This is a genomic window from Pseudomonas sp. FW305-3-2-15-C-LB1 (assembly GCF_058787615.1).
In genome coordinates this window covers 22221-46424 of record NZ_JBYSZX010000005.1, presented here as the reverse complement: position 1 = coordinate 46424, position 24204 = coordinate 22221, and the positions used below count along the sequence as shown (strand labels likewise).

22 protein-coding genes and 3 pseudogenes are annotated in these 24204 nt (G+C 56.1%); 11 read left to right on the top strand and 14 right to left on the bottom strand.

From position 1 onward, the window contains the following. The first annotated feature begins 287 nt into the window (after positions 1–287). The 3 genes from AC3WP7_RS11755 to AC3WP7_RS11745 all read left to right on the top strand — a co-directional run bounded on the left by AC3WP7_RS11755 (position 288) and on the right by AC3WP7_RS11745 (position 1911). Entirely contained in the window at positions 288–533 is a 246-nt protein-coding gene (locus tag AC3WP7_RS11755; RefSeq protein ID WP_102591931.1) for a DUF6124 family protein, read from the top strand. A 593-nt stretch (positions 534–1126) separates the two neighbouring features. Then, positions 1127–1366, top strand: coding sequence for a type II toxin-antitoxin system TacA family antitoxin (locus AC3WP7_RS11750; RefSeq protein ID WP_102591929.1), 240 nt, complete (start codon positions 1127–1129; stop codon positions 1364–1366). A 245-nt stretch (positions 1367–1611) separates the two neighbouring features. Then, positions 1612–1911, top strand: coding sequence for a hypothetical protein (locus AC3WP7_RS11745; RefSeq protein ID WP_102591928.1), 300 nt, complete (start codon positions 1612–1614; stop codon positions 1909–1911). 64 nt (positions 1912–1975) lie between these two features. Here AC3WP7_RS11745 and AC3WP7_RS11740 read toward each other — a convergent pair whose 3' ends face one another. After that, the gene (locus tag AC3WP7_RS11740) at positions 1976–2470 is read right to left on the bottom strand and encodes a DUF2165 family protein (RefSeq protein WP_102591927.1); all 495 of its coding nucleotides are present in this window, start codon (positions 2468–2470) and stop codon (positions 1976–1978) included. 206 nt (positions 2471–2676) lie between these two features. Here AC3WP7_RS11740 and AC3WP7_RS11735 point away from each other — a divergent pair, with 206 nt between their 5' ends. Genes AC3WP7_RS11735 through AC3WP7_RS11720 form a run of 4 tightly spaced genes read left to right on the top strand, consistent with a single transcriptional unit; the run spans position 2677 to position 6813 of the window. Beyond that, entirely contained in the window at positions 2677–3609 is a 933-nt protein-coding gene (locus tag AC3WP7_RS11735) for a TIGR03756 family integrating conjugative element protein (protein ID WP_102591926.1), read from the top strand. 3 nt (positions 3610–3612) lie between these two features. Continuing rightward, complete coding sequence (locus tag AC3WP7_RS11730; RefSeq protein WP_102591925.1) at positions 3613–4968, top strand: integrating conjugative element protein; 1356 nt, start codon at positions 3613–3615, stop codon at positions 4966–4968. Position 4969: 1 nt separating this feature from the next. Next, complete coding sequence (locus AC3WP7_RS11725) at positions 4970–5311, top strand: hypothetical protein (RefSeq protein ID WP_102591924.1); 342 nt, start codon at positions 4970–4972, stop codon at positions 5309–5311. Further along, positions 5308–6813: a conjugal transfer protein TraG N-terminal domain-containing protein gene (locus AC3WP7_RS11720; RefSeq protein ID WP_102591923.1), complete on the top strand. Its 1506-nt coding sequence runs from the start codon at positions 5308–5310 to the stop codon at positions 6811–6813. Before AC3WP7_RS11725 ends, AC3WP7_RS11720 begins: the two co-directional genes overlap by 4 nt. Positions 6814–6819: 6 nt before the next feature. Here AC3WP7_RS11720 and AC3WP7_RS11715 read toward each other — a convergent pair whose 3' ends face one another. Next, positions 6820–7182 (bottom strand): DUF3742 family protein, encoded by a 363-nt coding sequence (locus tag AC3WP7_RS11715; protein ID WP_102591922.1) that lies wholly within the window; start codon positions 7180–7182, stop codon positions 6820–6822. A 220-nt stretch (positions 7183–7402) separates the two neighbouring features. On the opposite strand from AC3WP7_RS11715, the gene mobH reads away from it, so the two are divergent. The 3 genes and pseudogenes from mobH to AC3WP7_RS11700 form a co-directional block, all read left to right on the top strand. After that, on the top strand, positions 7403–9004 hold the full coding sequence (gene mobH, locus AC3WP7_RS11710) for a MobH family relaxase (protein WP_102591921.1): 1602 nt from the start codon (positions 7403–7405) through the stop codon (positions 9002–9004). Positions 9005–9142: 138 nt separating this feature from the next. After that, positions 9143–10492: pseudogene (locus AC3WP7_RS11705) on the top strand (IS110 family RNA-guided transposase). Beyond that, positions 10493–11392 (top strand): annotated as a pseudogene (locus AC3WP7_RS11700) (IS3 family transposase); the annotation flags it as partial. 55 nt (positions 11393–11447) lie between these two features. Here the strand turns inward: AC3WP7_RS11700 and AC3WP7_RS11695 are convergent. The 12 genes and pseudogenes from AC3WP7_RS11695 to AC3WP7_RS11640 all read right to left on the bottom strand — a co-directional run bounded on the left by AC3WP7_RS11695 (position 11448) and on the right by AC3WP7_RS11640 (position 23165). Then, a complete protein-coding gene (locus AC3WP7_RS11695) occupies positions 11448–11591 on the bottom strand; it encodes a hypothetical protein (RefSeq protein WP_207240286.1) in 144 nt (47 codons plus the stop codon). A gap of 168 nt (positions 11592–11759) precedes the next feature. Then, positions 11760–12214, bottom strand: a pseudogene (locus tag AC3WP7_RS11690) (hypothetical protein); the annotation flags it as partial. Then, on the bottom strand, positions 12135–12521 hold the full coding sequence (locus AC3WP7_RS11685) for a hypothetical protein (RefSeq protein WP_207240284.1): 387 nt from the start codon (positions 12519–12521) through the stop codon (positions 12135–12137). The pseudogene AC3WP7_RS11690 and the gene AC3WP7_RS11685, both read right to left, overlap by 80 nt. Before the next feature lie 961 nt (positions 12522–13482). Continuing rightward, the gene (locus tag AC3WP7_RS11680) at positions 13483–14094 is read right to left on the bottom strand and encodes a thiol:disulfide interchange protein DsbA/DsbL (protein WP_102591920.1); all 612 of its coding nucleotides are present in this window, start codon (positions 14092–14094) and stop codon (positions 13483–13485) included. Positions 14095–14238: 144 nt separating this feature from the next. Next, entirely contained in the window at positions 14239–15522 is a 1284-nt protein-coding gene (locus AC3WP7_RS11675) for an OmpP1/FadL family transporter (RefSeq protein WP_102591919.1), read from the bottom strand. A gap of 20 nt (positions 15523–15542) precedes the next feature. After that, the gene (locus tag AC3WP7_RS11670) at positions 15543–16127 is read right to left on the bottom strand and encodes a type VI secretion IcmF C-terminal domain-containing protein (protein ID WP_102591918.1); all 585 of its coding nucleotides are present in this window, start codon (positions 16125–16127) and stop codon (positions 15543–15545) included. 1104 nt (positions 16128–17231) lie between these two features. Beyond that, on the bottom strand, positions 17232–17486 hold the full coding sequence (locus tag AC3WP7_RS11665) for a hypothetical protein (protein WP_492561378.1): 255 nt from the start codon (positions 17484–17486) through the stop codon (positions 17232–17234). 340 nt (positions 17487–17826) lie between these two features. Next, positions 17827–19032, bottom strand: a complete 1206-nt coding sequence (locus AC3WP7_RS11660) for an MFS transporter (protein ID WP_102591916.1) — start codon at positions 19030–19032, stop codon at positions 17827–17829. After that, on the bottom strand, positions 19029–19754 hold the full coding sequence (locus AC3WP7_RS11655; RefSeq protein ID WP_102591915.1) for a 2OG-Fe dioxygenase family protein: 726 nt from the start codon (positions 19752–19754) through the stop codon (positions 19029–19031). Before AC3WP7_RS11655 ends, AC3WP7_RS11660 begins: the two co-directional genes overlap by 4 nt. A 4-nt stretch (positions 19755–19758) precedes the next feature. Then, entirely contained in the window at positions 19759–21126 is a 1368-nt protein-coding gene (locus tag AC3WP7_RS11650) for an ATP-grasp domain-containing protein (RefSeq protein WP_102591914.1), read from the bottom strand. A gap of 30 nt (positions 21127–21156) precedes the next feature. Continuing rightward, positions 21157–22314 carry a KamA family radical SAM protein gene (locus AC3WP7_RS11645; protein WP_102591913.1) on the bottom strand — a complete coding sequence of 386 codons (1158 nt, stop codon included), beginning with the start codon at positions 22312–22314 and terminating at the stop codon, positions 21157–21159. Between the two features lie 221 nt (positions 22315–22535). Further along, positions 22536–23165, bottom strand: a complete 630-nt coding sequence (locus tag AC3WP7_RS11640; protein ID WP_158243785.1) for a response regulator transcription factor — start codon at positions 23163–23165, stop codon at positions 22536–22538. 479 nt (positions 23166–23644) lie between these two features. On the opposite strand from AC3WP7_RS11640, the gene AC3WP7_RS11635 reads away from it, so the two are divergent. Next, entirely contained in the window at positions 23645–24196 is a 552-nt protein-coding gene (locus tag AC3WP7_RS11635; RefSeq protein ID WP_102591911.1) for a fimbria/pilus outer membrane usher protein, read from the top strand. Positions 24197–24204 lie beyond the last annotated feature (8 nt).

The window sequence follows — 24204 nt, the reverse complement described above, 5'->3', positions numbered from 1 at the left end:
AATGCGCGCATCTGACTGCCACATGCCTATGGCGGGCCGCGCGAGGCAGGCTTCGGCCTGGCCGGTTTTCCTTCGTGTACCGGTTTCTGACCCTCGTGCGGTCCGCCACCCATACCGCGTCAGAACGGCGGGTGTCGGTTCCTTAACGACACGTTGGAGATAAGGAGAATGGCCTATCCCCCTTTTACGCCAGGGCACCGCCCGGCAAGCATCGTAAAAATCCCGAAAGCATCCCGTAGCCAGCTTGCACAGCAGCTTCGAGGATCTGTGCCGATGGAGGTTCTGTCATGAACAACGACCTCCCTACGAACGGTCCACCGTCCAGCATTTTCAATGTTCGGCCCGGGCTTAACCCAGAGGAAACCTTGACCAATGCCAGCGAGCTTCTGGCCTCGGCGGTCAGCATGGGCTATCAGGGCGCCTTCGAACTGGTCGGTGCGCAGCGCGACAAGGCACTGGGCATACTGCAGCTCGTGGAGATGGCTCAGATGCTGGTCGATCAGATGCTTGAGCAGCAATATCCAACGGCATGACGCATCTGCCAATAGCCGCTGCGACTCCCTCGCAGCGGCCTTCATTGTTGACTTCCAGGCGATCAAGGCAACTTCCTACACGATTTTCAGAACCCATCGAAATATTGAATGGGCGCCTCTGACCCAACCACGCAGCAAGCTAGCACCTACCCGCTATGTCGATCAGCCACCTTCAGATTTCACTGACTCTCGGGTTGGGTTTTCTCCGATGCACAGCCGGGTCGCACAATGGAAAAGTAGCATCGTCCCTTGCCCCCCCTATGGACAAGATGCCATGCACGCCGGCCCTCGCTGCATCAGCTTCTACGTTAGCTGTGATGTCCTCAATCAAGCTCAGTTGACCCTGGAAGAACTGAACTTGACCATCGACTCCGCACTGAAGCTGATCCTAGTGCGCCTCGCCTACGAGGGGGCGCCGCGCTCGTACAGCCCTACAGTGGATACGGACGCCCGCTTGCGTGAGCATGTACGCATAGCCCTGCTGGGCGTCCCTCAAAACGCAACGACTTCAGCGACGAGATGTGCTCAACCTATGACTGAGACGGCGCCTGTATCCGGCGAATGAGCTCGGCATAGCAAAGGAGACCCTGCTGATGGCCAACACCACACCGAGTAGTTCTCAGGTGATTTTGCACATACCTCCCCAACAACTCGCGACCCTACGCCGAGCCGCCGAGCTGACCCATACGTCCCTGGCCAACTTCATTCTCGACAGTGCCTGTCGGATCGCCAAGCAGGCCCTGATGGACCCAGCTTCCCCATTAGAGCGTGACCTGCAGGGCAACCCCGGGGTGGAAGACCTGCTGAGTCGCCCAGCTCCATGGAATAACTGAGGCTTCGCACGTTGCTGCCGATGGGTGCCCACCAATCAGTGCGAGCAGCCAATTTGTAGCCGATTTCTTTCGGCGCTTGGAGAGCGGGTCGTGGCTTCCGTCTCGATTTCTATCAGCCAATTGTGGCGGGATTTTTGCGCCCATAGACTCCGCCGCCGTAGGGCAAATCCCTGTCCCCTCGACGATTCCAACAGGCGGCACGTAGCACAACTCCCTGCCGCCAAGACCTGCAAGGAGTCACACCCATGACCAAGACCTCAACCGCCGTCCTATTGATTGCACTGACCAGTCTGTTGGCAGGCTGCTCAACCAACCCCAATGTACTGCAGATGCACAAGGTTACAGCCGAGGCGATTGGCTTGGCATCCACCGATGAGCTGACCATGGGTCCGGTGACCAAGGGGAAGGAAGACTTCCTGGGCGGAGCCGAACTGACGTTCCAAGCAACCACTGCCAAGGGGCGCGTGTTCAACTGCTCGACATTCATGACCCCAGGCATCCTGCTTGATCCACCAACGTACACGCGACTGACCTGCACGAAGTAAGTCCGCTAATCCGGTGCGGGCATTGCTCGCACCGGCTACCCGGGTGGGCACGACCGCGAAGCGATCAGTCGTTGTCAGCATCCGGCTGGTTGAGAAACACCAGCACACCAAGAATGGCCGCATAGAACTTGAACGCCGCGTTCTGGCCGTTCCACTCCTGCGATTGCCACATCAGAAACCACTCGCCGCCGACCACCATGAAGCCAAAGAACCACACCACCAGCCCCATGGTGAGGCCCGCGACAGAACAGGCCTTGGCACGGTTGAACTGCTCACCACTACTCTGCCGAGCCCGCCACAGCACCAGCGCACCACCGGTCAGCAAGACGGCAGTCAGCGCCTCACCTGCAATGATCACCCAGTAGGCACCGTGCCATAGCCACGGCGCATTGACCGCACGGTTCATGGCAGCGTTGCCGGAAAAAGTGGTGTCCATGCTCAGCACATGCTGGACGAAGTAGAAATTGGAGTTGTAGTCGGTGAGGTTGTTGAACGCCGCCAGTGCCGCGAACGCCGTCAACATCCCAACCAGGACGATTTTTGCGTAACGAATGACCATGCTGCTTCCCTGAAAAGGTCTGAAACGCCCAGTACGCTACACCTGCACCTGTGCGCAAACTTCGCGACAGGTCTACTTGTGATGTAGGAATCGACTGAATCAATTGCAGATCGAAATGGGGGCATACACGGCGCCTCTTATCCACGCGCCATCGCCAGCATCCCGCGCTCAACTACCCATCGAATTCCCCTGCGGGTAGCTGCCCCATGTACCGCCCACACCGCTTACCAGCCGCTGCAAGCCTGGCGCTCCTCCTCGCGACCAGTAGCGCCACCGCTATCGACAGCGCAACGCTGGTCAGTTCCAGCCTGTCCCCCGACTGCCTGGCCTACCGTGTTGTCGGCGTGTGCTACTGGCTGCGCTGCACGCCCTTCGGCTGCAAGGTCAAGACTTCGGTGAAGGTGCGCCACTACGTGCCGGATGCTGTGGTATCGAGCTACGCCGACACCGGCGCCAACCCATGGCACGAGGTTGCGCTGATGAGCCCTACCAATGCCTCGTCTCAAGGTGGCGGTGACAGCACGACCAACCAGGCCAACGAAAACGCGCTGCTCAAGTTCAAGAACGCAGACGTGATCGGCCATCCCGGCACGCTGGTATTCAATCGTTTCGCAAGCCAATTCGGCTACAGCTGCACCGGCGCGGGTACCGCGTATATGCCGTACCTGCTGAGCAGCTTCGACTTCCTCGCCTGGCGCTACAACGTGCCTGAGATGTTCTATTCAGAAGCCCTGACACCCGGTGAACGTGAGGTTGGGGTCAGCGGGGATCTATGGGGCAGCGTGTATCCGCGCGGCGGCTTTCTGCAGCAGGCGGATGACTACGAGGCTGCGGCCGTGATCGCCCAGCGTGCCGGCGATGTCGTCACCCGCAGCGGGCAACCGCACCTCTATCAGTCGCTGCTGGCCAAGTCCCAACCGGGCTATTGGCCGGCTGGCGCGTTACGCGAAAACGATGCCGACAGCGGTAAATGGCAACGGCTGCAACCGGACCTGTCGAGGAGTTGCGCGGTGTTTCCAACTGCCGGCGCATTGCCGCAGGCCGAGGACGGTGCCTATGCCTGGGGGCTGTGGCGCCCATACAGCTGCTGCAAGCGCCAGGGCCAGACCTTTCTCGGCAGTACCGACACAGGGAGTTGAGCGATGAAGACCCACTATCCCGCCGCCCTGCTGGTGTTCGGGCTACTGTGCTTCCCGGCCTACGCCGACGACCCCAACTTCGGCGCCAGCGGCAGTGTGATCGGCGACGACGTGCTCTACAGCATCGGCGGCGGCCGCGCCGTGCCGATGGGACCGGGGGCAAATATGCGCAGCCTCGGCGTCGGCGTGGGCTGGAGCAGCAACATGATCTGCGGCGACATGAACCTGCAAACCACCTTGCAGAACCAGTTGAACGGCATCACCAACGGCTTCCAGTCGATCATGAGCAGCGTGATCCAGAACGCTACCAGTGCCGTTGCTTCCTTGCCGGCCTTGATCATCCAGCGCGCCAATCCCGGCCTGTACAACCTCCTCACCAACGGCATACTGCAAGCGCGACTGGACTTCGACCGTTCCAAGACGACCTGCCGCGCCATGGCTAACCGCATGGCCGATATCGCCGGCAACCAGTCGGGTTGGGAGCAGTTGGCGGAAGGTATGGCGTTGAAGGAAAGCGCCAGCAAAACCGATGCGGTCGCTGCGATTGAGGAGACTGAGGCCAAGCGCGGTAACCGTGGGGTGCCCTGGGTCGGTGGTGGCCAAGCCGGCGGCAGCGGGCAGACGCCAATCAAGGTGGTCGGCGACGTGACCCGCGCAGGCTACAACCTGCTTAACGGCCGCAACGTCACCGATACCTCACCGATTCCACGTGCCAGCTGTGGTGACCGCCTGAGCTGTCAGAGCTGGCCGTCGCCCCAGGCAGCCGCCGACTGGGCCAACCGCGTGTTGGGCGAACAAGTTCAACGCACCTGCGACGGCTGCAGCAAGACCGACAGCACGCCGGGCATCGGGCTGACACCGCTGATCCAGGAGGAATACGACGCCAAACTCAAGGCCCTGCTGGACTTGGTCAGCAAGCGCCTGCCGACTACCTCGGCCAATCTGGAAGCCGCCGGCAGCAATGCGCTGCCGGTCACCCGTGGTCTGGTCGAGGCGCTGCGCGAGGAGCCCGATCAGGATCTGCTGGGCAGGCGCCTGGCCTCCGAGGTGGCGCTGTCGAGCGTGTTGGAGAAAGCCCTGCTGCTGCAGCGCACGCTGCTGACCGGGCGCCAGGAGCCGAATGTGGCGGCCAATGAATTAGCACAGCAAGCGGTGGCCCAAGAGAGCGACATGTTGACCCTGGAAATCCAGAACCTGAAGACCGAACTGGAACTGCGCCGCACCCTGGCCGCCAATGCCGCGAGCGAGATCCTGCGGCGTAATCAGCTGCGAGTTGAGGGTTCGCGCGGGGTGTATCAGGGGGATCCGGAGCGCAACCGCATCGAGCAGATCGAACGGCCCGTCGAGGGAGGTCGCTGAGATGCGCCGAGTCTGGATCAAGTACCTATCCACCAGCGCCCGCTATGCGACATGGGCGCTGGGCTTGATCCTCGCCGGGCTGCTGGTCAACCTGATCGCCATCGGCCTGCTCGGCGATGCCTCGGCCTGGAGTACCTGGTTGCAGGATCACAGCACCGGTCTGTTGATCTGTCGCCTGTGTCTGTATGCCGCAATCCTCTACGGCTGGCGCTGGATGCGTACTCGGCTTCTGCAGCGCGAACCCGACGCGGCCGCGCGCCTGCGCCGTGCCGAATGCGCAGGCATCGCGGCACTGGTGCTGCTGGAAGTCAGCAATGCCCTCACCGGGCCGGGGGCATCATGACCCTGACCACCACCGACTATCTGGAGTACTACCTGACCCTGGTGGGCTGGATCGTCAACAACGGCCTGTGGCAGGTGCTGGTCGCCAGCGGCGTATTCGCCCTACCCTTTCTGGCGATCATCCTCCAGGAGTGGCTACGCGCCCGGGCCGAAGGCGCCGACGAAGGTAACAAGGGCGTGCTGTCGGCAATGCGCATCGAGAACCGGGTGTGGGTAGCGATCTTGGTGATCATGTTCGCCGGCATCCCCTTTGTACCGGTGGACCTGAGCACGCTGCAGTTCGACGAAAGCCGCTCGCGACAGTGCCAGGTGCGTGTCGTCGCGCCGACGGAAACCGGCTGGGACAGCGCCTTTACCACGCTCAACAACCAGAGTGCCGAAGTACCCGTGTGGTGGTTCTTTATGCACGCGCTGTCCAAAGCCGTGACCGGTGCCGCCGTCGCGTCGATTCCTTGTGGCGTGGACCTGCGGCAGATGCGTATGGCCATCGACAGTACCCGCATCGACGACCCGCTACTGGCCCAGGAAGTTGCCGACTTCACCCGTGATTGCTATGCCCGCGCCCGAGCGCGGCTGTTCATGGATCGCCCAGGGTTGAACGAGGAACAGATGAACGATGTGGGCTGGATTGGCTCACGCTTCTTCCTCAACAGCCCCGGCTTCTATGATCGCTATCGCTCAAGCACTCCACGCAGTGCCTGGCCCTACGATGCCACCCGTGACGCCGGATTGGCCCAGGTGCCCGGTGGCGGCGGATATCCCGGTTGCCAGCAATGGTGGGGGGATGGAGACCGAGGGTTGCGTGTGCGTTTGCTGCAGCAGGTGGACCCCGACGTGTTGACCCGGCTGGCGCGCTGGGCTGGTTTCATGTCACGCGTGCAGGTGGATGACGCTGTTATCCGCGCCGTGGCTGCGCCAAGGCAGCAGGTGATGAACCAGGGGCAGGTCTACAACGACTATGGTGGCCAGGTGGAAAAGAGCATCCCCAATATCGTTACCCGCGCCACCGCGGATCTGGGCCTGACTGTCGGCTCGCTGGGGTTCTTCCCAGCGATGGATGTGGTGCGCCAGGCACTGCCAATGGTGTTGTCGATGTTGAAGATGGCCTTAGTAATCTGCCTTCCGTTGACGCTGGTGATCGGCACCTATGATCTGAAGACTCTGGTCACTGCCAGCTGCGTGCAATTCGCGCTGTTCTTCGTGGACTTCTGGTTCCAGCTGGCGCGTTGGATCGACAGTACGATCCTGGATGCGCTCTATGGCAGTGGTGCGCCACACAGCAACTTCAATGTGCTGTTTGGGTTGAACAACTCGTTTGGGGATATGTTGCTGAATTTCGTCATGGCGACGATGTTCATTGTCCTGCCCATGTTCTGGGTAGTCGCACTGTCATGGACAGGCGTCAGCGCCGGCAACATCCTTCAAGGCTTCACCAGTGGAACTAACGACGCACGAGCGGCAGGTAAAGGTGGGGCAGATCTGGTCCTGAAAAATATGAAGTGAACCTACTCATAAATCCTCATGAACATGGGGATCTATCCGATATCCGTCATCGGTATACATGCCGTAGCCAGATGGCCCGTTCCGCCACTCAACATCTGGTGGTCGATATGTCAGATCACTTCGAGCAACACCCCGCCCGATTAGCCACAAGCCAATGCAAATCATCGCGAGCAGAATGGAAAAACTCAGCAGCAGAGTCAACGCGCTCAGGCGCAGACACCAGGCAACGATTCTGGCGCCTTTTGCAGGAACCCCGAGCCCAACAAGCCACAGACGCAACCGCTGCTCCTGCTGCATCAGGCCTCGATAGGCTCGCCCAAGCCAGCGTCCAACACGCTCGGCCTTAGTGTTTTTAGGATGACCGCTCATGGCATTCACCTCAACAACGATGGGCTTATCAGCACTCCAGTTCGAGGAAGGACATGTGGCATTAGTTATCACAACTTTCCCCGGATTTGCGTGCCGCCCGTCAGCAAAAATGGCAAGAAATGGCTGACGCAAAGGACACAACGGAAGGGTTCATCAATGGCAAAGGCCTTACCCAGAAAAGGCAAAGGGCACTCCCGCCGCGCACACTTCGGAGGACGCCATGTTCCAGTGGTTGCGCCCTCGCAAAGGGATAGCTGAAGCTCCCACTCCTGACAGCAACCAAGCCCCTGTCGGCTGGCTTCGTCCGCAGTCGGCAACGGAGCTGTTGGCTATCCCTCATCGCCAGGCGCTGATAGAACAGATCTGGCAGCGCACCGCCGTCTCGCCTGCGCAATTCACCCTGCTCTACCAAACGCCACTGGAACGTTACGCCGAGCTGGTGCAATTACTCCCTGCCTCCGAGAGCCATCACCACGCCTACCCAGGCGGTCTACTGGACCATGGTCTGGAAATCGTGATCTGCGCATTGAAGTTGCGCCAATCCCACTTGCTGCCACCAGGAAGTTCACCGGAGATTCAGACCCAACAAGCCGAAGCCTGGACCGCCGGCATCGCCTACGCCGCTCTGCTGCACGATATCGGCAAACTTGTAACTGACGTAGATGTTGAAGATCAATCCGGACAGCGCTGGCGCCCATGGCACGGCACACTGCGACACCCCTATCGCTTTCGCCACAAACCCCACCGGCAATATCGCTTGCATGGCGTCAGCACCGGCGTACTGGCAGCCCAAGTGCTCGGACGCGAGCCAATGGACTGGCTTTGCGAGTACCCAGAGCTTTGGGCGGCGTTGCTTCACGCACTGGCAGGTCAACATGAGCAGGCCGGCATACTAGGAGAAATCGTGGTCCGCGCCGACCAGGCCTCTGTTGCCCGCACCCTCGGTGGGGATCCCTCGCTAGCACTTGCGGCGCCCAGCCACGCACTCCAGCGCAAGCTACTCGACGGCTTACGCTACCTGGCGCGCGAGGTGCTCAAACTCAACCAGCCTGAAGCCTCGGACGGCTGGCTCACCGACAATGCCTTGTGGCTGGTCAGCAAGACCGCTTCGGACAAACTGCGTGCCCATCTGCTGTCCCACGGCATCAGCGGCATCCCCGAGCGCAATACCACTCTGTTCAATATTCTTCAGGAGTACGGCCTGGTACTCGAAAACGCCGAAGGCAAAGCCATCTGGCGTGCCACAGTGCAGAGTGACAGCGGCTGGGCACAGAGCTTCACCCTGCTCAAACTCGCACCGTCATTGATCTGGCAATCCGAGAACAGACCAAAGCCCTTCGCCGGGACCGTAGTTGTTGAAAATGAAGTGGTAGCAGGAGAAGCCACGGAAGAAATACCACGTGCTGAAAAAGAACATGACAGCACGGCCCTCGGGCAGCGGTTTATGGATTGGCTTCAGCAACATATCCAGAACCGCACACTGCGCATCAATGAAGCCAAAGCATTGGTTCACACAGTCGACAACACATTGTTCCTGGTCACCCCAGGCCTGTTCCAGCGCTATGCCCAGGAACACACTGATCTTGCTCAATCAGCGAAACAAGGACAGCTTGAGGATTGGGAGCTCGTGCAAAAAAGCTTTGAGCGGATGAATAAACACCGCAAACAACCCAACGACTTGAACATCTGGACCTGCATTGTCCATGGACCGCGTAAATCCAGCCGGCTGTATGGCTACCTGCTGGCCAACACCTGGGAGCTACCGGAAGAGTTGAAATTGAATAACCCCTATCTGCAACTCATAACGGACGAGTCCGTGTAGGAACCTACCCACACAACTCCCAGAAGAATCCGTAGACACGCGTTGGCGCGTTCTGAATTGACCGATTGCCGCCTCACTTTCACATTGGCTGGCGTGTCCGGCTGATCTATTCAGCCACATGCCAGCAGCCAGGTGCTCATAGAAAAGCATGATCTTAAGCAGCGTGGGTTACCGGTTATTCATGATTACGCAGCCGGCATTGATATTGACTCACGCTTTCATGTGGTGGCCGTTTCTGCAGACCTGGCCAAATAATCCGTTCAAACTTTCCAGGCCTTCACTGCCGATCTCGAGCGCATGGCCTACTGGCTGGTAAGTCTTGGGATAACGACGGTCGCCATGGAATCAACAGGCGCTTACTGGATTCCGGTTTACAAAATACTGGAAGCGCACGGCATTCAGGTCGTACTCGCCAATGCGCGTGATGCCCGTGCGGTGCCAGGACGCAAAACCGATGTAATGATGCTCAGTGGATTCAACGACTCCATGCATGTGGGCTGCTTCGAGCCAGCTTTCACCCTGATCGTGAGATTTCGGCTTTGCGCAGCTATTTGCGGCTGCGGGAGCGTCGTCTCGATTATGCCGCGGCGCATATTCAGCAAATGCAAAAAGCTCTCACGCACATGAACCTGCAATTGCATCACGTCGTGGCCCATATCATCGGCTCGTCGGGGATGCGGATAATTCGCGCCATCGTCGCAGGCGAGCGTAACCCCCTCCTCGTTAGCGGCGCTGAGTGACAAGCGCTGCAAGGCAGGTGTTGATGTGATTGAGGTATCGCTGGCCGGCAACTACCAGCCCGAGCACGTTTTCGTTTTGACGCAGGCGTTGTCCATGTATGACGCTTATCAAGCGCAGCTACTGGTTTGCGACCAGCAGATTGCACAAACGTTGATTAAGCTCTCGCAGGAAAGGACATTGCCCGCTGAGCCGCTGCCAAAACCACGGCATAACACTGGGCAACCCAACGCGCTCAATTTCGATGTACGTACCTTGCTCTATCAACTGGTCGGTGTTGATCTGACCCAGATCCACGGCATTGGCCCCTACCTGGCTCTTCGGCTGGTCGCCGAGTGTGGTACGGATCTGAGTCGATGGCGGACTTGTCACCATTTCACTTCCTGGCTCACCCTTGCACCCGGCCGTCGCATCAGTGGCGGCAAGATACTTTCAGCCCATACCCGCAAGACCAAAAATCGAGTGACCGCCCATCTGCGCTTAGCCGCAGTGACGGTCGGCAGAACCAATACCGCGTTAGGGGCGTTTTATCGGCGGCTCGCGGCGCGAATCGGCAAAGCCAAGGCGGTCAAGGCTACCGCTCGAAAGATCGCGATCCTGTTCTACAACGCCATGCGTTTCGGCATGAATTATCAAGACCCTGGAGCAGATCAATATGAGCAAAAATATCGCGAGCGAGTAGTCAAAGGCCTACACCGACGCGCGGCTGAGTTTGGTTTTACGCTGCAACCACTGGAGGGTGTTTCTTAGGAAGGCCGCCGCGTACTTTGCCAAGGAGTGCGGCTGAAGTACGCCTTTATCAAGCAGCGCGCCGGCGACTATTCCATTCGACGGCTTTGCCTCACGCTGAAAGTCCATCCCAGTGGCTACTACGCCTGGTTGTCTGAGCCGCAATCTGCACGCGCCAAAGACGACCAGCGACTGCTGGGTTTGATCAAGAATTCAAGGCTGGAAAGTGGCGGCGTTTATTGCTATCGCAAAATCCATGACGATCTGTGCGAGGTCGGTGAAGTTTGCGGGCGCCATCGTGTGGCAAGGCTGTTGCGTCTTGAAGGGCTACGGTCTCAAACAGGTTATCGACGCCGCCCTGGAAAGCACGGCGGTAAGCCAGCGGTCGCCTCACCCAATTTGCTGAAGCGCCAGTTCGATATCGTGGAGCCCAACAAGGTTTGGGTCAGCGACATCACCTACATTCGCACCTACGAAGAAGGCTGGCTGTATTTGGCGGTGGTACTGGATCTGTTGTCTCGGCAGGTCGTTGGCTGTTCAATAAAGTCGCAGATGACCAGTGATTTGGCCATTGATGCATTATTGATGGCGGTTTGGCGGCGAAAACCGAAGCAGGAAGTGATAGTTCACAGCGATCAGGGCAGCCAATACAGTAGCTCCGATTGGCGCAGCTTTTTGAAGGCGAACAACTTAGTCGCGAGCATGAGTCGTCGTGGCAACTGTAATGACAATGCCGTGGCCGAGAGCTTTTTTCAGCTTCTGAAACGGGAACGGATCAAGCGGAAAATCTACATCACACGGGAAGATGCTCGTAGTGATGTGTTCGATTACATCGAAATGTTTTACAACGCAGGTTTCAACAATCAGCTGACGTCGGTAGAGTTTGAAAAACGTCACGTGATGTGCTTGCAAGGTGTCTAGAGAATCCGGGGCGATTCAGGGCGTCGATATCGGCGGCAACGCGTGCGTGAGGCCCCTAACTGAGTGAGGACTTGTGAACGGTCCGAGGCGCGTAGAAGTTGAAGGCTGCACGCTTCACCTCATCAGAGAAACCGTCCGCAAACATCGACATCAGAAGAATGACATCCGCCTGCTTCACCACGTTGAAATCAAAGTTCATTAGCTGTTGCGCCGCGACTCGTTCGAGCTCATCCGCGAACCGCGGGCCCCGCCCTTGCAGGTTCGTGGCTCAGCCTCGGGAAGATCGGCGTCCCCCTCAAACTCTTCAGGAATCGAGATCCCATCCACGATCATCCATGGCAACTTACACCTGCCCACTTACGTTACGCTACTGGTTTAGTTCATCGTCATGAACGGCGGGTAGAAAACCCCGATCGGTCCAAGAGAGTGCATAGGTAATGCACCACCGAAGCAGGTAATTAGTGAAAAAGCGGTTATTGACATGGTAGTGATACTCGTCAGGCCTCATCACAGGCCCAATGACATAGGCGCTTTGTGATCGGACCACTTGAACGCTGACACGGCAAATCGGGCGCAGTCCGAGATAAGCGCGCACCCTGCCGCCTCCATATAGGCCTGATCATCGGTTGCTGCCCAATATCGCGCCACGGCATAGGCCACGTCTGCGGAGATTTGCAGCACCTCATCGACGCACCATTCCCGTACGACCTCGCCACCCCGGTATGAAAAGACATAGCGAGGCTCATTCTCCAGCCCAAGATCGTTGGACGCTTCCGGAAACTGTGCACCCGCAAAGTCCGTGGCTCGGGCAAAATCCCACGCCCCCCTGCAACGTGCGGTGGCGAAAGTCGATCAACGCCCGCGCCACGTCCGGCGCATTCCACAACCAGAACTCGAATTTATGCAACTCAGTGTCGAAAAACGTAGCCCCTGAGTGATAAGTGCTGGAAAGCCCCCTGGCTGGCCATATCAAGCCAGATTTAAGCTTCGGTGCCCCGAGCCCCTGCTGTAACAATTGAAACACAGCATACCTGATGCCTAGTTCAACCGGATGACCATGCGCCTCAATAGTCACATCGTGTTCTTGCCAAATTCTGGTCCAGCTATTGCTGTGATCGTCTTCAGCCATGACGAAACCGAGTGCAGGATGCTGAGCACTCTGCACAGCCATTTTGCCAGTGAGTGAACAGAAGTTGCCGATCTACCTTAGCGAAGTCAAAGGTCACGGACCCAACGCAGCAGGCGTTTTCAATCTCCCATACGGCAAGTGAGCTGAAGCTGGCAGGCGACGTTTGCATCTGGATGCCATAGCGAAGTGTTCTTTCCCCACTTTGCACTGTGACGTCGAACCCATCGCCCCGGCGACTGTAAGTACCCAATTCATAGCGCCGCGTCGTTAACCAGGGTGACGCCCCCAAGTACTCGTTTAACGTGCAGGCATCAACGCCGTAGTCAATACGTACACGTCGCAACCTCCGACCTTTCGAAGGCTGATAACAGTAGAGATTGCTGACTGATCGGGCCGATCAATAAACTACCGAACCTGTTGTATTGAACACTCTGGGTTTGAAAAACTGCTTCTGTGACGTTGAATTACGTTACGACTCCAAAGGCCGGACCAGCATCATCGAAGTTAACCCGCGCGTCGGTGGAATACGCTTACGAGAAAGCCTGCTGGCTTTGCGCGGGGTGGACTTTGCAGCGGTGTACGTCCAACAGTTGCTGGGCAAACCCTTTAACTTCCCCGAGCCGCCCAAGACCTCTGGGTATTATGCCAGGTCTGCGGTCTACCCACGGGTCAGTGGCTTTTTAAAAGGCACCCTGGGCACCGAAACCGCACGCCAGCTGCCTGGCGTGCTCAGCGTCAACACCCATATAGCCCCAGTACGTCTATTGGCGGCAATTTTGAAGAAATCTTTGCAGTGGACGCGTGGTTGCAAGCAGAACACCCGACGCTATCAGGGCGCTGGAGCAGCGAATCAGAGAACTGATCAAGATCGATATTGGGTAGTGATACCACGGAAAAAGCTGAGCAGATATCAAACCAGCCCAACAATCGCCGGGCTATTTAACGGTTGTGATTTCACGCTTCACTTAAGAAGTGCCCGCTCCCTGGCTATCAGCTCCTCCGCCAGCGTCAACATGCCTTGTGCTCCGCCCGCGCTTTGGTCGAAACGGTATTTGCCATTTACCACCAATACAGGAACACTCGACACTTCAAAGGCCGAAGTCTTGCGGATGGCTTCCTTGACCTTCGCCTGAACCGCAAATGACTGGTAGGTATCAAGGAATATCGTCTTATCAACCCCATGCCCTGCCAGGAACAATGCCATTTCGTGAGGTGTGGCCAATGCCTGGCGATTGCCAATCGCCTCAAACACCGCAGCATGCACCGCGGGTTTGACCTGCAGGGTTTCCAGCGTCAAATACAACTGTCCGTAGGTATTCCAGATCCCTCCGGCCATCGCCGGTATACGGGCAAAGTGCACATCACTGGGGAGTTGCTCGACCCATGAATTAAGCCGGGGCTCAAGTTCACGACAGAACCGGCAACCGTACGAAAATAGTACTGCCACCTCTACTTTTTCGCCAGGCGCTAACCAAGCGCTACGAGGCAACTCGACATAGGGCTCAGCTGCCTGCGCCAGAGGGAGGGCGAAATGGCAAAATAACATAGCAATCGTTAAAAAATAATGGCGCATAAAACCTCGCTACGCAGGGAGCAAAAAATCAATGTTCATCATGTGCTCGGCGGTTCAACAGCGCCTGTGGCACCCACTTAAATAACCATAAACCAAAATGCCCCGCGCTCTTAAAAGCGAACGGGGCTTTCAGACGGCGACGAATCAGAAGCGGTAAGTAATGCCCAAGCCGAAACCATTGGCGCTGTTTTCGTACTTGGCCTTGTAGTACTGGCCCAGCGCGTTGGTGCGGTTAACCTTGACCGACTCTTCCTTGAGGTAGGCATAAGCCACGTCGACAGTCATGTTCGGCATCACATCGTAACCAGCACCGAGACTGAAGATGGTCCGGTCCCCTGTAGGAATCCGTGGCGAGCGATCAGTGTTGTTGGTCGGCGATTGGTCAAGGGTCAAACCGGTCCGCAACACCAACCGCTTGTTCAAACGGTAGGAAGTCCCCACGGCATAGGCCCAAGTATCGTGCCAATTTTGCTCTTCCTTAATGGTTCCGAACAACGTCGGAGCAGAATTACCGTTGGCAGTAGTCACCCCATTGTTGTTCACAGTAATATCTTTCAGGCGACTCCAGCGCGTCCAGGTGGCCCCGGCATAGAGCTTCCAATCAGCATTCACAGCTTGCGTCACCGAAAAGTCCCAGGACTCAGGCGTGTCAATCTTGAGCGACGCGTCGTATCGAGCACTGGCCAGAGCTCCGGCAGGAACGTTGCCACCTTTAGCGACTTCAGTGTGCCCCTCAAGTTTGTACTTCACTTTCGAATGGTAAGTCAGGCCCGCCCGCGTGCTGTCGGTAGCTTGAAGCAGAATGCCTGCGTTGAAACCAAACGCCGTGTTTTCACCCTTGATTTTGATATTGTTGGAATCCAGGCCCGCGACCGGAAGGTTGATATCCGACTCTAGCGTGCCGGCAGCTCGGTTAATGGTCGGGCCAAAGCCGATAGACAGCTTATCGTTGAATGCATAGCTAATAGTTGGCTGGAGCGTGATGACTTTTACCTCACTCTTGCTGCCGAAGGCTTTGCCCTGGAAGCCTTTTTCATAATCGGCGACCATGCCAAACGGTGCGTAGAATCCAAAGCCCGCCGCCCATTGCTCGTTGAGCTTTTGGGAATAGAAAGCAAATGGCACACCGGTAAGCGGAACCATATTGCCCTTGTTAGTACCACTTGAGCTGCCGCTGGCTTGAGTGATGTTAGTTGAAGCATCAATGACAGCCACACCACCGGTTATTTGCTTGCTTTCCAGACGAACCATACCGGCGGGGTTACCATAAACGGTACTGGCGTCTTCTGCCGAGGACGATCGCCCTGCAAAACCAGTCCCCATACCACTGATGCTTTGTTCGTTAAGCGCAAAGCCGCTCGCAAACACTTGGGAAGAGGCCAGGGTAACAGCGAGGCCAAGTGTTTTTTCCAACATTACTTTTTTCATCAATTAGAGCTCCGTGGTGATCACCGCAGAGGAAAGTAACAATATTTAATCGTGGGGGTTGTAGGGCAACTTGTAGGAAATAAATCTGCGCAGATTAATCCTGTCCGCAGATCACTGATCTGTGGGCGATGCTCAATTACGTTGCTGCGAATAGGGACAACGAGACGCTCGCACATTAGCGTCACTGAAGGGCTGCTCAAGCCCACATTACGTACCTGCAGGACGACCCTGTAGCCGTCGAATGAAAGCGTCAGCCACTGCGTGTCGGCAGAGGGCCCGGCACTCAGCCGCCCTTGGTCGAGTAAACGAAACCACGCCCACGCGCCTTCCTGCGATTGCTGTACGGTGCGCCCGTCCAACAGCGTGACCATCGACTTAAGTCGTGTGCCCAGCACTTGGGACGGCCAAGTAAACAAGCTCGGTAAAATAGGGCTCAGCTCACGGTAATCCACCACCAGACTGAAGGAGGCGATTTCTTCGTCCATGGTCACCGGGCTTAGCTCCAAATCAATCCGGGCCTCAGCGGCGCCTGCCGGAAAAAACCTTGCCAATACGCTCCGCACGGTCGAATGGTAGCAGAATCGAGGGATAAATCTCGTCGCCATCGAGTGCTCTGTTAACGGGGCGTAGCAAGAGGCTTTCGTCTTCGGGGCCGACGAGGATAAAGACGCGCAAATGTCTGCACTAACCCGTCAGGAGAAAATAACTGGTTAAACGCCTACAGTGGCACATCGGTGCTCGCATCGCGATCAAAAGGGTAGCGTTTTTCCACCACACGCTGACAGTAAGGCCCTAAGTCTTTTGCCCATTTCTTTGCAAGCGTCACGGACTGATGTTCACGTACCCAACCTTTTACCCACTTTAACGATGTCACTCAACAGCGGTCTTATCAGCAGCGGCAAGATGTTCGTCAGTGTATTCAGGCGCTCAAGCGCATTGACGTCGGGTGCCGACAGGCCAGAGGCTGTCGCCGTTTCACGGGCAGACAGATGCACCTCGGCGTATGCCAGCGCTCCACGCAGTTGATCCAAGAAACCGGGACGCCCCTCGACAGATTTGGTCAACCGATGAAACGGCGCGAAGTGCTGCGTTACCGCACTCGACTCCGATGGCCCCTTGGCAACGTCCCCGACGCCCAGGCGTGCCGTGAGCGCAAACGTGCCATCATGCCTTTCTTGTCAGCACTGAGGCTTAAACGGGTTTCGCGGTCGATCAGTTGTAACAACCGACTTAACGCCCCCTCCTCCTGTGACAAACGCTACAGGCGCCCCGGCAACTGCTCAGGCTCATTGAGACCCGCCACCTTCAAGTCCAAGATGAAATATTCCCAGTGCCGCACATAATCACGTTGATAAAGATCCAGAGGTTCTTCAGCACACGATTAAAGAGTGCTTACATTAAATGGAAACTAACCAATGGTAATTCGACGGGCCAATATATTTCGAATAACGCTATTCGCCCCCTCTAAAGGAGAGAGCGGTACCGTTGTTTTTTGTAAAAAGGGATTTTCAAAAGCGTCTGCCAATGCTGTATCGTTCCGAGACTTTATATACCAACTGGGTGCGGCCAGGCAGCCGCCATCAAATTCGCTTGGGTAACCGTAAAACGTATGCAGCTCGTTCCGCGCATGACAAAAACTGTCATATTCTTTCAGTTTAACCTGCTTTAGCCCCAATGCCGTACCGTCTATCAACTGGCTACGCCACTCATCAAAGCATTTGAAAAGCGGCCCCACAGTTTAAAAACTGCTCGGAGGTCGTATCAATAATAAAAGGCTCATCGCGATTAACACGGTTAAGTGAGTCATCCAAGTCGTAGACCGACACGACAAAGTGCGTATCGGTCGAGCGGGAAAGAGAACTCCAGATCAACATACCTACTACGCGATGCCGGATGTTATTAGCGCGTAATATATTTGCGACTTTAACCGCGCAGTCAAAGAATTTATCACGAGGTTGTTGCATGTAACCCACGATTTCAGTATTTCGCGTGAGCAACCCCTTTACCGTCTAGACTAGACCTTCATTGTACAGCTGCCTTCTTTGCCGCTCACGTAAGTAGCACACCGTCCGTATGGCCACAAATCTTAATTGTCAGCAATGCAAAGAACGCACTAGCGTTTACGTTTATTCCGCCAATCTTCATAAACAGCCAGCACAACAGTAAGTGAATAGCTGTGATTGAGCTAAATTCCAACTAGAAAACCATCCAAAATCAGACTATTAGCGATCCTGGCGGCGAATGAACACAGCCAAAATCGCCCTGATGCCACAATTCCCTACCGAACCTACCCTGCCCGCAAAACTATGCCCGTCTTTTCATCCATATCGCCATGACCACCAACGCGGTCAAAGGCAACGAATGGAATAACACGATCACCTGAGCCGGCGTCCAAACCAAATAAAATGGCCCGGCTACCAGCATCCCCACGCCGAAACCGGCCATCTGAATCAGCGTCAATAAACTGAACAGCGGCAGGCGCAAACTATCGGGCTCACTTTGCGCGCGGGACACCAAGGCCACCTCGGACAACCCATCGCCCAGGCCGGCCCACACCACCAACACCAACGCTACCCACAACTCGGTTTGCTGAAAGGTCAGGATAAAACCGCTGGACATGAGCGCCACACCCACAATGAATAGCCGCTCCATGCTGTGGGTGCCGCGGCCTTTTAAAATCGTACTGGCCAGTCGCGCGCCAATAAACTTGCCACAGGCCCAAACCGCCAGCAGATAGCCCATGACCGTTTTGGCGGTGTCAGGCGAAATGTACTGAGACAGTACGGGCCAGCCGACGTTATGAGCCGCACTACCCAGAGTATCAAGCATGCTGATCAACAACATAGCGGCCAGCACTGGCGCGCCACATAGCCCTTTCCTCAGTTCGTGCCACTCAGCAGAGAGCGCCCGATGCGTGGCAACGGCCGCTGAATACAACGCGCGTAGCGGCTGGATCAGGCTAGCGGCCACGACATAAGTGACGATGTTGACGGCAAACACTGCTTCAAATCCCCCCGCCGCGATCAGCAAACCGGATAGCAAGCTACCGAAGACCGCCCCCGTGGCCGCGGCAGAGGTGATCCACGCATTGGTGCTGACTCGTTGCTCAAGCGCTACCCAAGTGGGCATCTGACTGTTCAGGCCAATGGCAAACAGCGAGTTGCATAAGCCGATCCCAAAGGCGATGAACGGAAGAAGGATGAGCTGATGCGCCGGTATCAGTACCAGCAGCGGCATCAACAACAGCGCCCTGCTCAAGTCCAGTCCGGCCAACGTGCCACGCCCGGCAAAACGTCGGAAAAACGGAATGCCGAACAGACTACCAACAATCCCGCCAGTGACACGGCAGGCCAGGAAGATACTGACAAACACCACGCTTTCGCTAAGCCAATAGACGTAGGTGGACAGTGCCACCATGTTGAGAAACGAACCAAAATCCGAAATGCCCCTGGCAAAGATGATCAGGCGCGAGTTTCGGGTCGACGGGGTCAACTGCGGATCGTTGCTCATGAAGGCAGCGCCTCTTTATCAGTGAGTACGCTGCGAAGGCTTACCAGCAACACATCGCGCCAGGCTGGCTCCGAATCGGCCCGCGGCCGCACATCACTGGCCCGATGATAAAGCCCACGGTCATTGATCACGATGGTTTCAAGAAATTGCTCCATTGCCAGCGCCAACACCTGACTGTTCTGCGCCTCAGTGGCAAAGACCTCAGAGACCACCGGCACTGTGTTGCGCTCACCAATGAAGTGCATAAATACCCAGTCTAATCCATCCTGATGAATGCCCGAGGTGGTCGGGCTGCTGGATTGCGCATCCGCCCTGACCCGAAATTGGTGGATGTCAATCGTATAGGACTGCTCGCCCAGGTGCGGTCCGATCACCGCAAGGTCTGTAGCGAGTAGCTTTTGCAGAAGCGGATGCTCGATAAAGCCATCCTCACAGTAGCTCAAGTTATTCACGCCCTGGCGATAGTTGACGGGATAGGTGACCGATGATTTGAAAGCAGCATTTCTGTCAATCTGCAGTTGGCCCGAAGGCAGCAAACGGTAACGCAGGATCCGGCGCTCACGATGGGTGTACGCCTTGAACGCCTCATCACGCACCAGATTTGACCAGTACGCGCGAAAGCTCTGCTCTTCACCGGGCTCAATCGAAATTAACCGGCGAAAGTCCCGACAATGGCAGTATTGGTGCACGCGCAGGTCCGCCGAAATCTGTGAGATGTTCATAGCGCTATCCTGCATCCGGGATGTCAATGATGACGCGCAAGTTTTGCCTAATTGCATCATGCAGGGCATGGGCGTGCTTGGCATCGTCGACCTTGGCCCAGCACTTGAGCAAGTAGTGCTCTTCGATATCCGCGTCGATATAGCAGCCGGCATCCTGCTGCGCATACTCCAGTACCCGCTCGTTGACATCCAAGTAGTCCACACCCTCAACCCCCTTGAAGTGACCGCTGTGCTCCGGATAGATCGCCAACATCGCGTAGCTTTGCCTTGCATCGGCAACCTTTTGTGCTGCTACGTCCAGCTGCCTATCTATCCCCTGCTCGCCCAGCAACACAGAGAGATACAACTGGTAAGGATCGATGGCTGCTAGGTCACGGAACGCCGCGTTGACATAGAGGCCGCCCAAGCGCGGGTTAATTTCAATAGCCACAGGGCCATCTTTTGTCATTCGAAACTCGAAATGCACCACGGCGTTGGTCAGGCCAGTCGCACGCAGGCAATCCACGGCGTACTGACGGATCTGCTCGCATTGCGCCGGCGTAAAGGACGCAGGCGGGGAAATCAGTAAGTTTTCGAGAACGGTGCCGCTTCGCTCCGTGAGCAGCAGTTTTTCGTTGATTAAAAGCGGATGAATCCGCTTGTTCACAACCACACATTCCACGCTGCCTTCGATGCCGGGAATATAGCCTTCCAAAAGAATGCTGCGCCCTGGAATATACTCATACCGCTGCCCTTCCTCCTCGGGCAAGGTGTGCGCGCAGCCATAGAAGTCGCCGAAAGCCGCTGCGCCGTGATCGCTCAGAAAATGCGCGTAATGGCTGCGCAGTTCTGCCCAATCCAAACATTTCTTGATAAATGCGGAAGCACCGCCAAATGCCGGTTTGGCGATGAGCGGATAACCGACCCGATCAGCCCCCAGCTTGAGGTCCTGCTCGGTGTTACAGAGCGCGAACGGCACGGTACGTAGGCCATGTTTTTTCAGCACTCGACGCATCAAAAACTTGTTGTTACAGACAGCAATGCCATCGGGGCAGCTGTAGACCAGGCCGAGCTGCTTACAGGCGCGCGCTACAATACACCCCACTTCACCTTGAGCAGATGGATGGCCTGCCTGGCAAAAAATTGCGCGCACAGTGTATCGAGCATCAAGATTGCCGACCAAACCAAGAATGGCCGCTTCACTGAGCGTATCGAGCAAGAAGACTTCATCACTGTCATCACGTAGTCGTTGCAGGTGATGACGCCCCAACACCGCAGCCGTCAAACACGCCATACCCTGCGCGCGAGCAACGGAAAAATGCGGTTCACGGTAGCGATAACAGGTAGATACGCTGTCGTCGATATCAATAAATAGAATAGCGTCTTGGGTCATAACGTGTCCTGCCTCAGTCCGTAAGTTTGCTCAGGCGTCATGCCAACTGCACCATTGATTTTCCCAGTTACGAAAACAGTAATAGCGCTGCCCATCGCGATCCTCAAAACGCGGCAAGTCTTCAGGCTTTTCGACGTCCATCAGTGGCACGGTGAACTTGCCTTGTGCGTGCGGCAGAACATATTCCGGCATCGCGATGTTGGAGACGCGTCGTTTGAGACGGTCCATAATCGCAATGGCTTGACTGATCGACGCTTTATATTCTGCTGCGCCGGGTGAAAAAGGCATGAAGTGGTACAAGTAATACGGTTTTACACCCAGGCGATAAAGATCGATGAACAGTTTATGCAGCGTGGCTTCATCATCATTGACACCTCGCAACAATGGCATATTGGAGAAGACAATCGGCACCACGCTTTGGATACGCTTAACCGCTAAAGCAAAATCGTCACTGAGTTCAAGTGGGTGACAGACGTGCACACCAAAAGCGTTGACCTTGTACCTCTCCAGCATCGCGATCAGCGCGTCGGTGATGCGAAACGGATTGAAGCTCAAGGCACGTGAGTGAATACGGATCAGCAGGTCGTCACTGATCGAGCGCAACGCCGCCAGATTCTCCTCCAATCGGCGGTCTGCCAGCATGAGCGGATCGCCACCGCTGAGGATAACCTCTTCAATGGCCGGGTTGTTGCGTACGTACTCCACCGAGTCCAGGAATGAGTTGCTAGTAGCATTGGCCTTCTCGGTAGCGACCTGCAAGGTACGCAGGGCTTCAAAGCAAAACTGGCAGTACGCATTACAAGTATTGGTCATCCGCAAGATCACGCGGTTGTCGTACTTGTGCTGACAGATAGGGGTTTTCATCTCATGATGCAACTCCCAATTTTCCGAAGTGCCGTCGTAATCCCCCGGCACATTATCACTCCAGTAAGGCACCATCTGCCGCCACAGCGGATGTTCCGTCACCTCACCTTCATCGAGAGAGCGCAGGATCAGATCAATATAGTACGGTGTGATTTGCATCTTGCGATCTTGCAAGTTGTGTTCAATATGAGCGGTCACCTCTGCACTCCAACCGCCACAGGCATTGCGAAGAGCAGGTTCATCACGCACAGCATTCTTCTGCTGCCACCGCCAATCAGTCCACTGAATCGAGCGATGCGTTATTACTTGATCAAAAATCGACACTTCTCTAAACCTCTGTATGTGACGTTTGTTCGCAAAAGATAGGCAGGCTAAGGCCTTGGCATCTGCTTATGCAGCCCCAGACGAAAGGGAAAATTAAAACGAGCGGCGCACTATTGCGACTCAAAATTTATAAAACACATTCTTCATGCGCAGCGTTACGCGCCGCCTCGCAGGTCGCGTCTGGCGCCCACAGAAGAACTATGGCGCGCTTCGTACGCAACCTAGTCAACCAAACCATTGCGCTTGGCAAGCTCAAATAGATGAACCAGTGAAAACACATTGAGCTTTTCCAGCAGCCGCGTTTTGTAGGTACTGATGGTCTTGTTACTAAGCTGCAAATAGCACGCTATTTCCTTATTGCTCATGCCGCGTACCAACAGTTCAAACGTCATCAACTCACGATTTGACAGCGAGCTGATCAGCAACGTCTCACTGGCGAGGCTGTCACTGAGTGCGGGAGCGCGAGCAGTGTCGCCAGGAACACCTGCGCGCCCCTTGGTTAGCAAGTTGACGGTCCTTTCCAACTCTTCAACAGTGCATGTTTTTGAAAGGAATGCAGAAGCCCGCGCCGCACGACATCGGCTGTAATAATGACGCGCAGAACAGGACGTCAACACCAGAATCCCAATGCTGTTATTAAAGCTGTAGATCTTTTCCATAAGTTCCAACCCATTGACCCTGGAGAGGTGGATATCCAAGATCACCAAATCAGGGCTGTGCTGGCGTACAAGATCAAGGCCATCAGCGCCGTTATCCGCCTCGCCCACCCAGGCAAAATCATTCCGACGCAAGACCACCTTAATGGCCGTGCGCACGAGTGCTTGCCCATCAATAACGACGACTTTATACATCCTCACCTCAACGTTTCGAATTGCATAGGACATTAGGAAATTTATTATTTGAACAGCCTACACACACGAACACTTTCTTCTAACTAAAAACTTATCACCCGGTGCGCTTTATAAAAATTCACACCCCAACACTCACTCAGCTTTCGCCCTGCGCGCTACCCCCCCCACTCCACGTCCAAGCAGCCCGCAACGCGCCGTTCGGCGTGACTTGCAAGGTGATGGGGGTCGCGCGCAACTCAAACAAACAATAATCACGAATCGTGAATTCACACCTATTCACTCCGGTTATGTTTCCCTGCTCGCTATGATTTGCGGCGTCACTTCTACCGCAGGGAATAACGGTAGGTGCAACTGCACTAACTTGATGCATTTTAAGAAGCAGATTTAACGTAAACGGATTGGCAATGGGTTGGCTTTCGTTACACAAGTTTAAGGCTTTCTGGGCCTTCGCCAACTTTTGACACGCCGGAGCAGCACACGTGAAACATGCTTTTTTTATCTCGATCCTCGCCCTTTCTATGAGTTTGTCAGCATTTGCCAGTGACGACGGTTGTAAGCGTACGATGCCTTTTGGTGAGCGCGTAAGGAGCTACGCCAATACCGATAAACAGGGTACCCGTGTGGGTACAACCCTGAGTGACAAGATCAATGACAGCGCCAGCTACCAGGTGCGTGCGGATCATGACGATGTGAACCGTCTCACAAACGTCGCGGCGTCGGCCAGCCTACTGCCACGCTACGCACGGCTCAACGTAGGGTACAACCGCTCTAGTCAGGGCAACACCAGCTACAACGGACGCCTCAGTGGTGCGGTGGTCACTCACGGCAACGGCGTTACGCTGTCGCCTTACCCGGTCGATGACACGTTCGGCGTGGTCTCGGTGGGTGATCTGTTAGGCATAAAAATCATGACGCCGCGCGGGCCGGACTGGACCGATATGTTTGGCCAACCATTGCGTCGAGTCTTACGCCCCATCGCGACAGCCAACTGTCCGTCAGCGACGCGTCGCTGCCCCGTAACGTCGATATAGGTAACGGC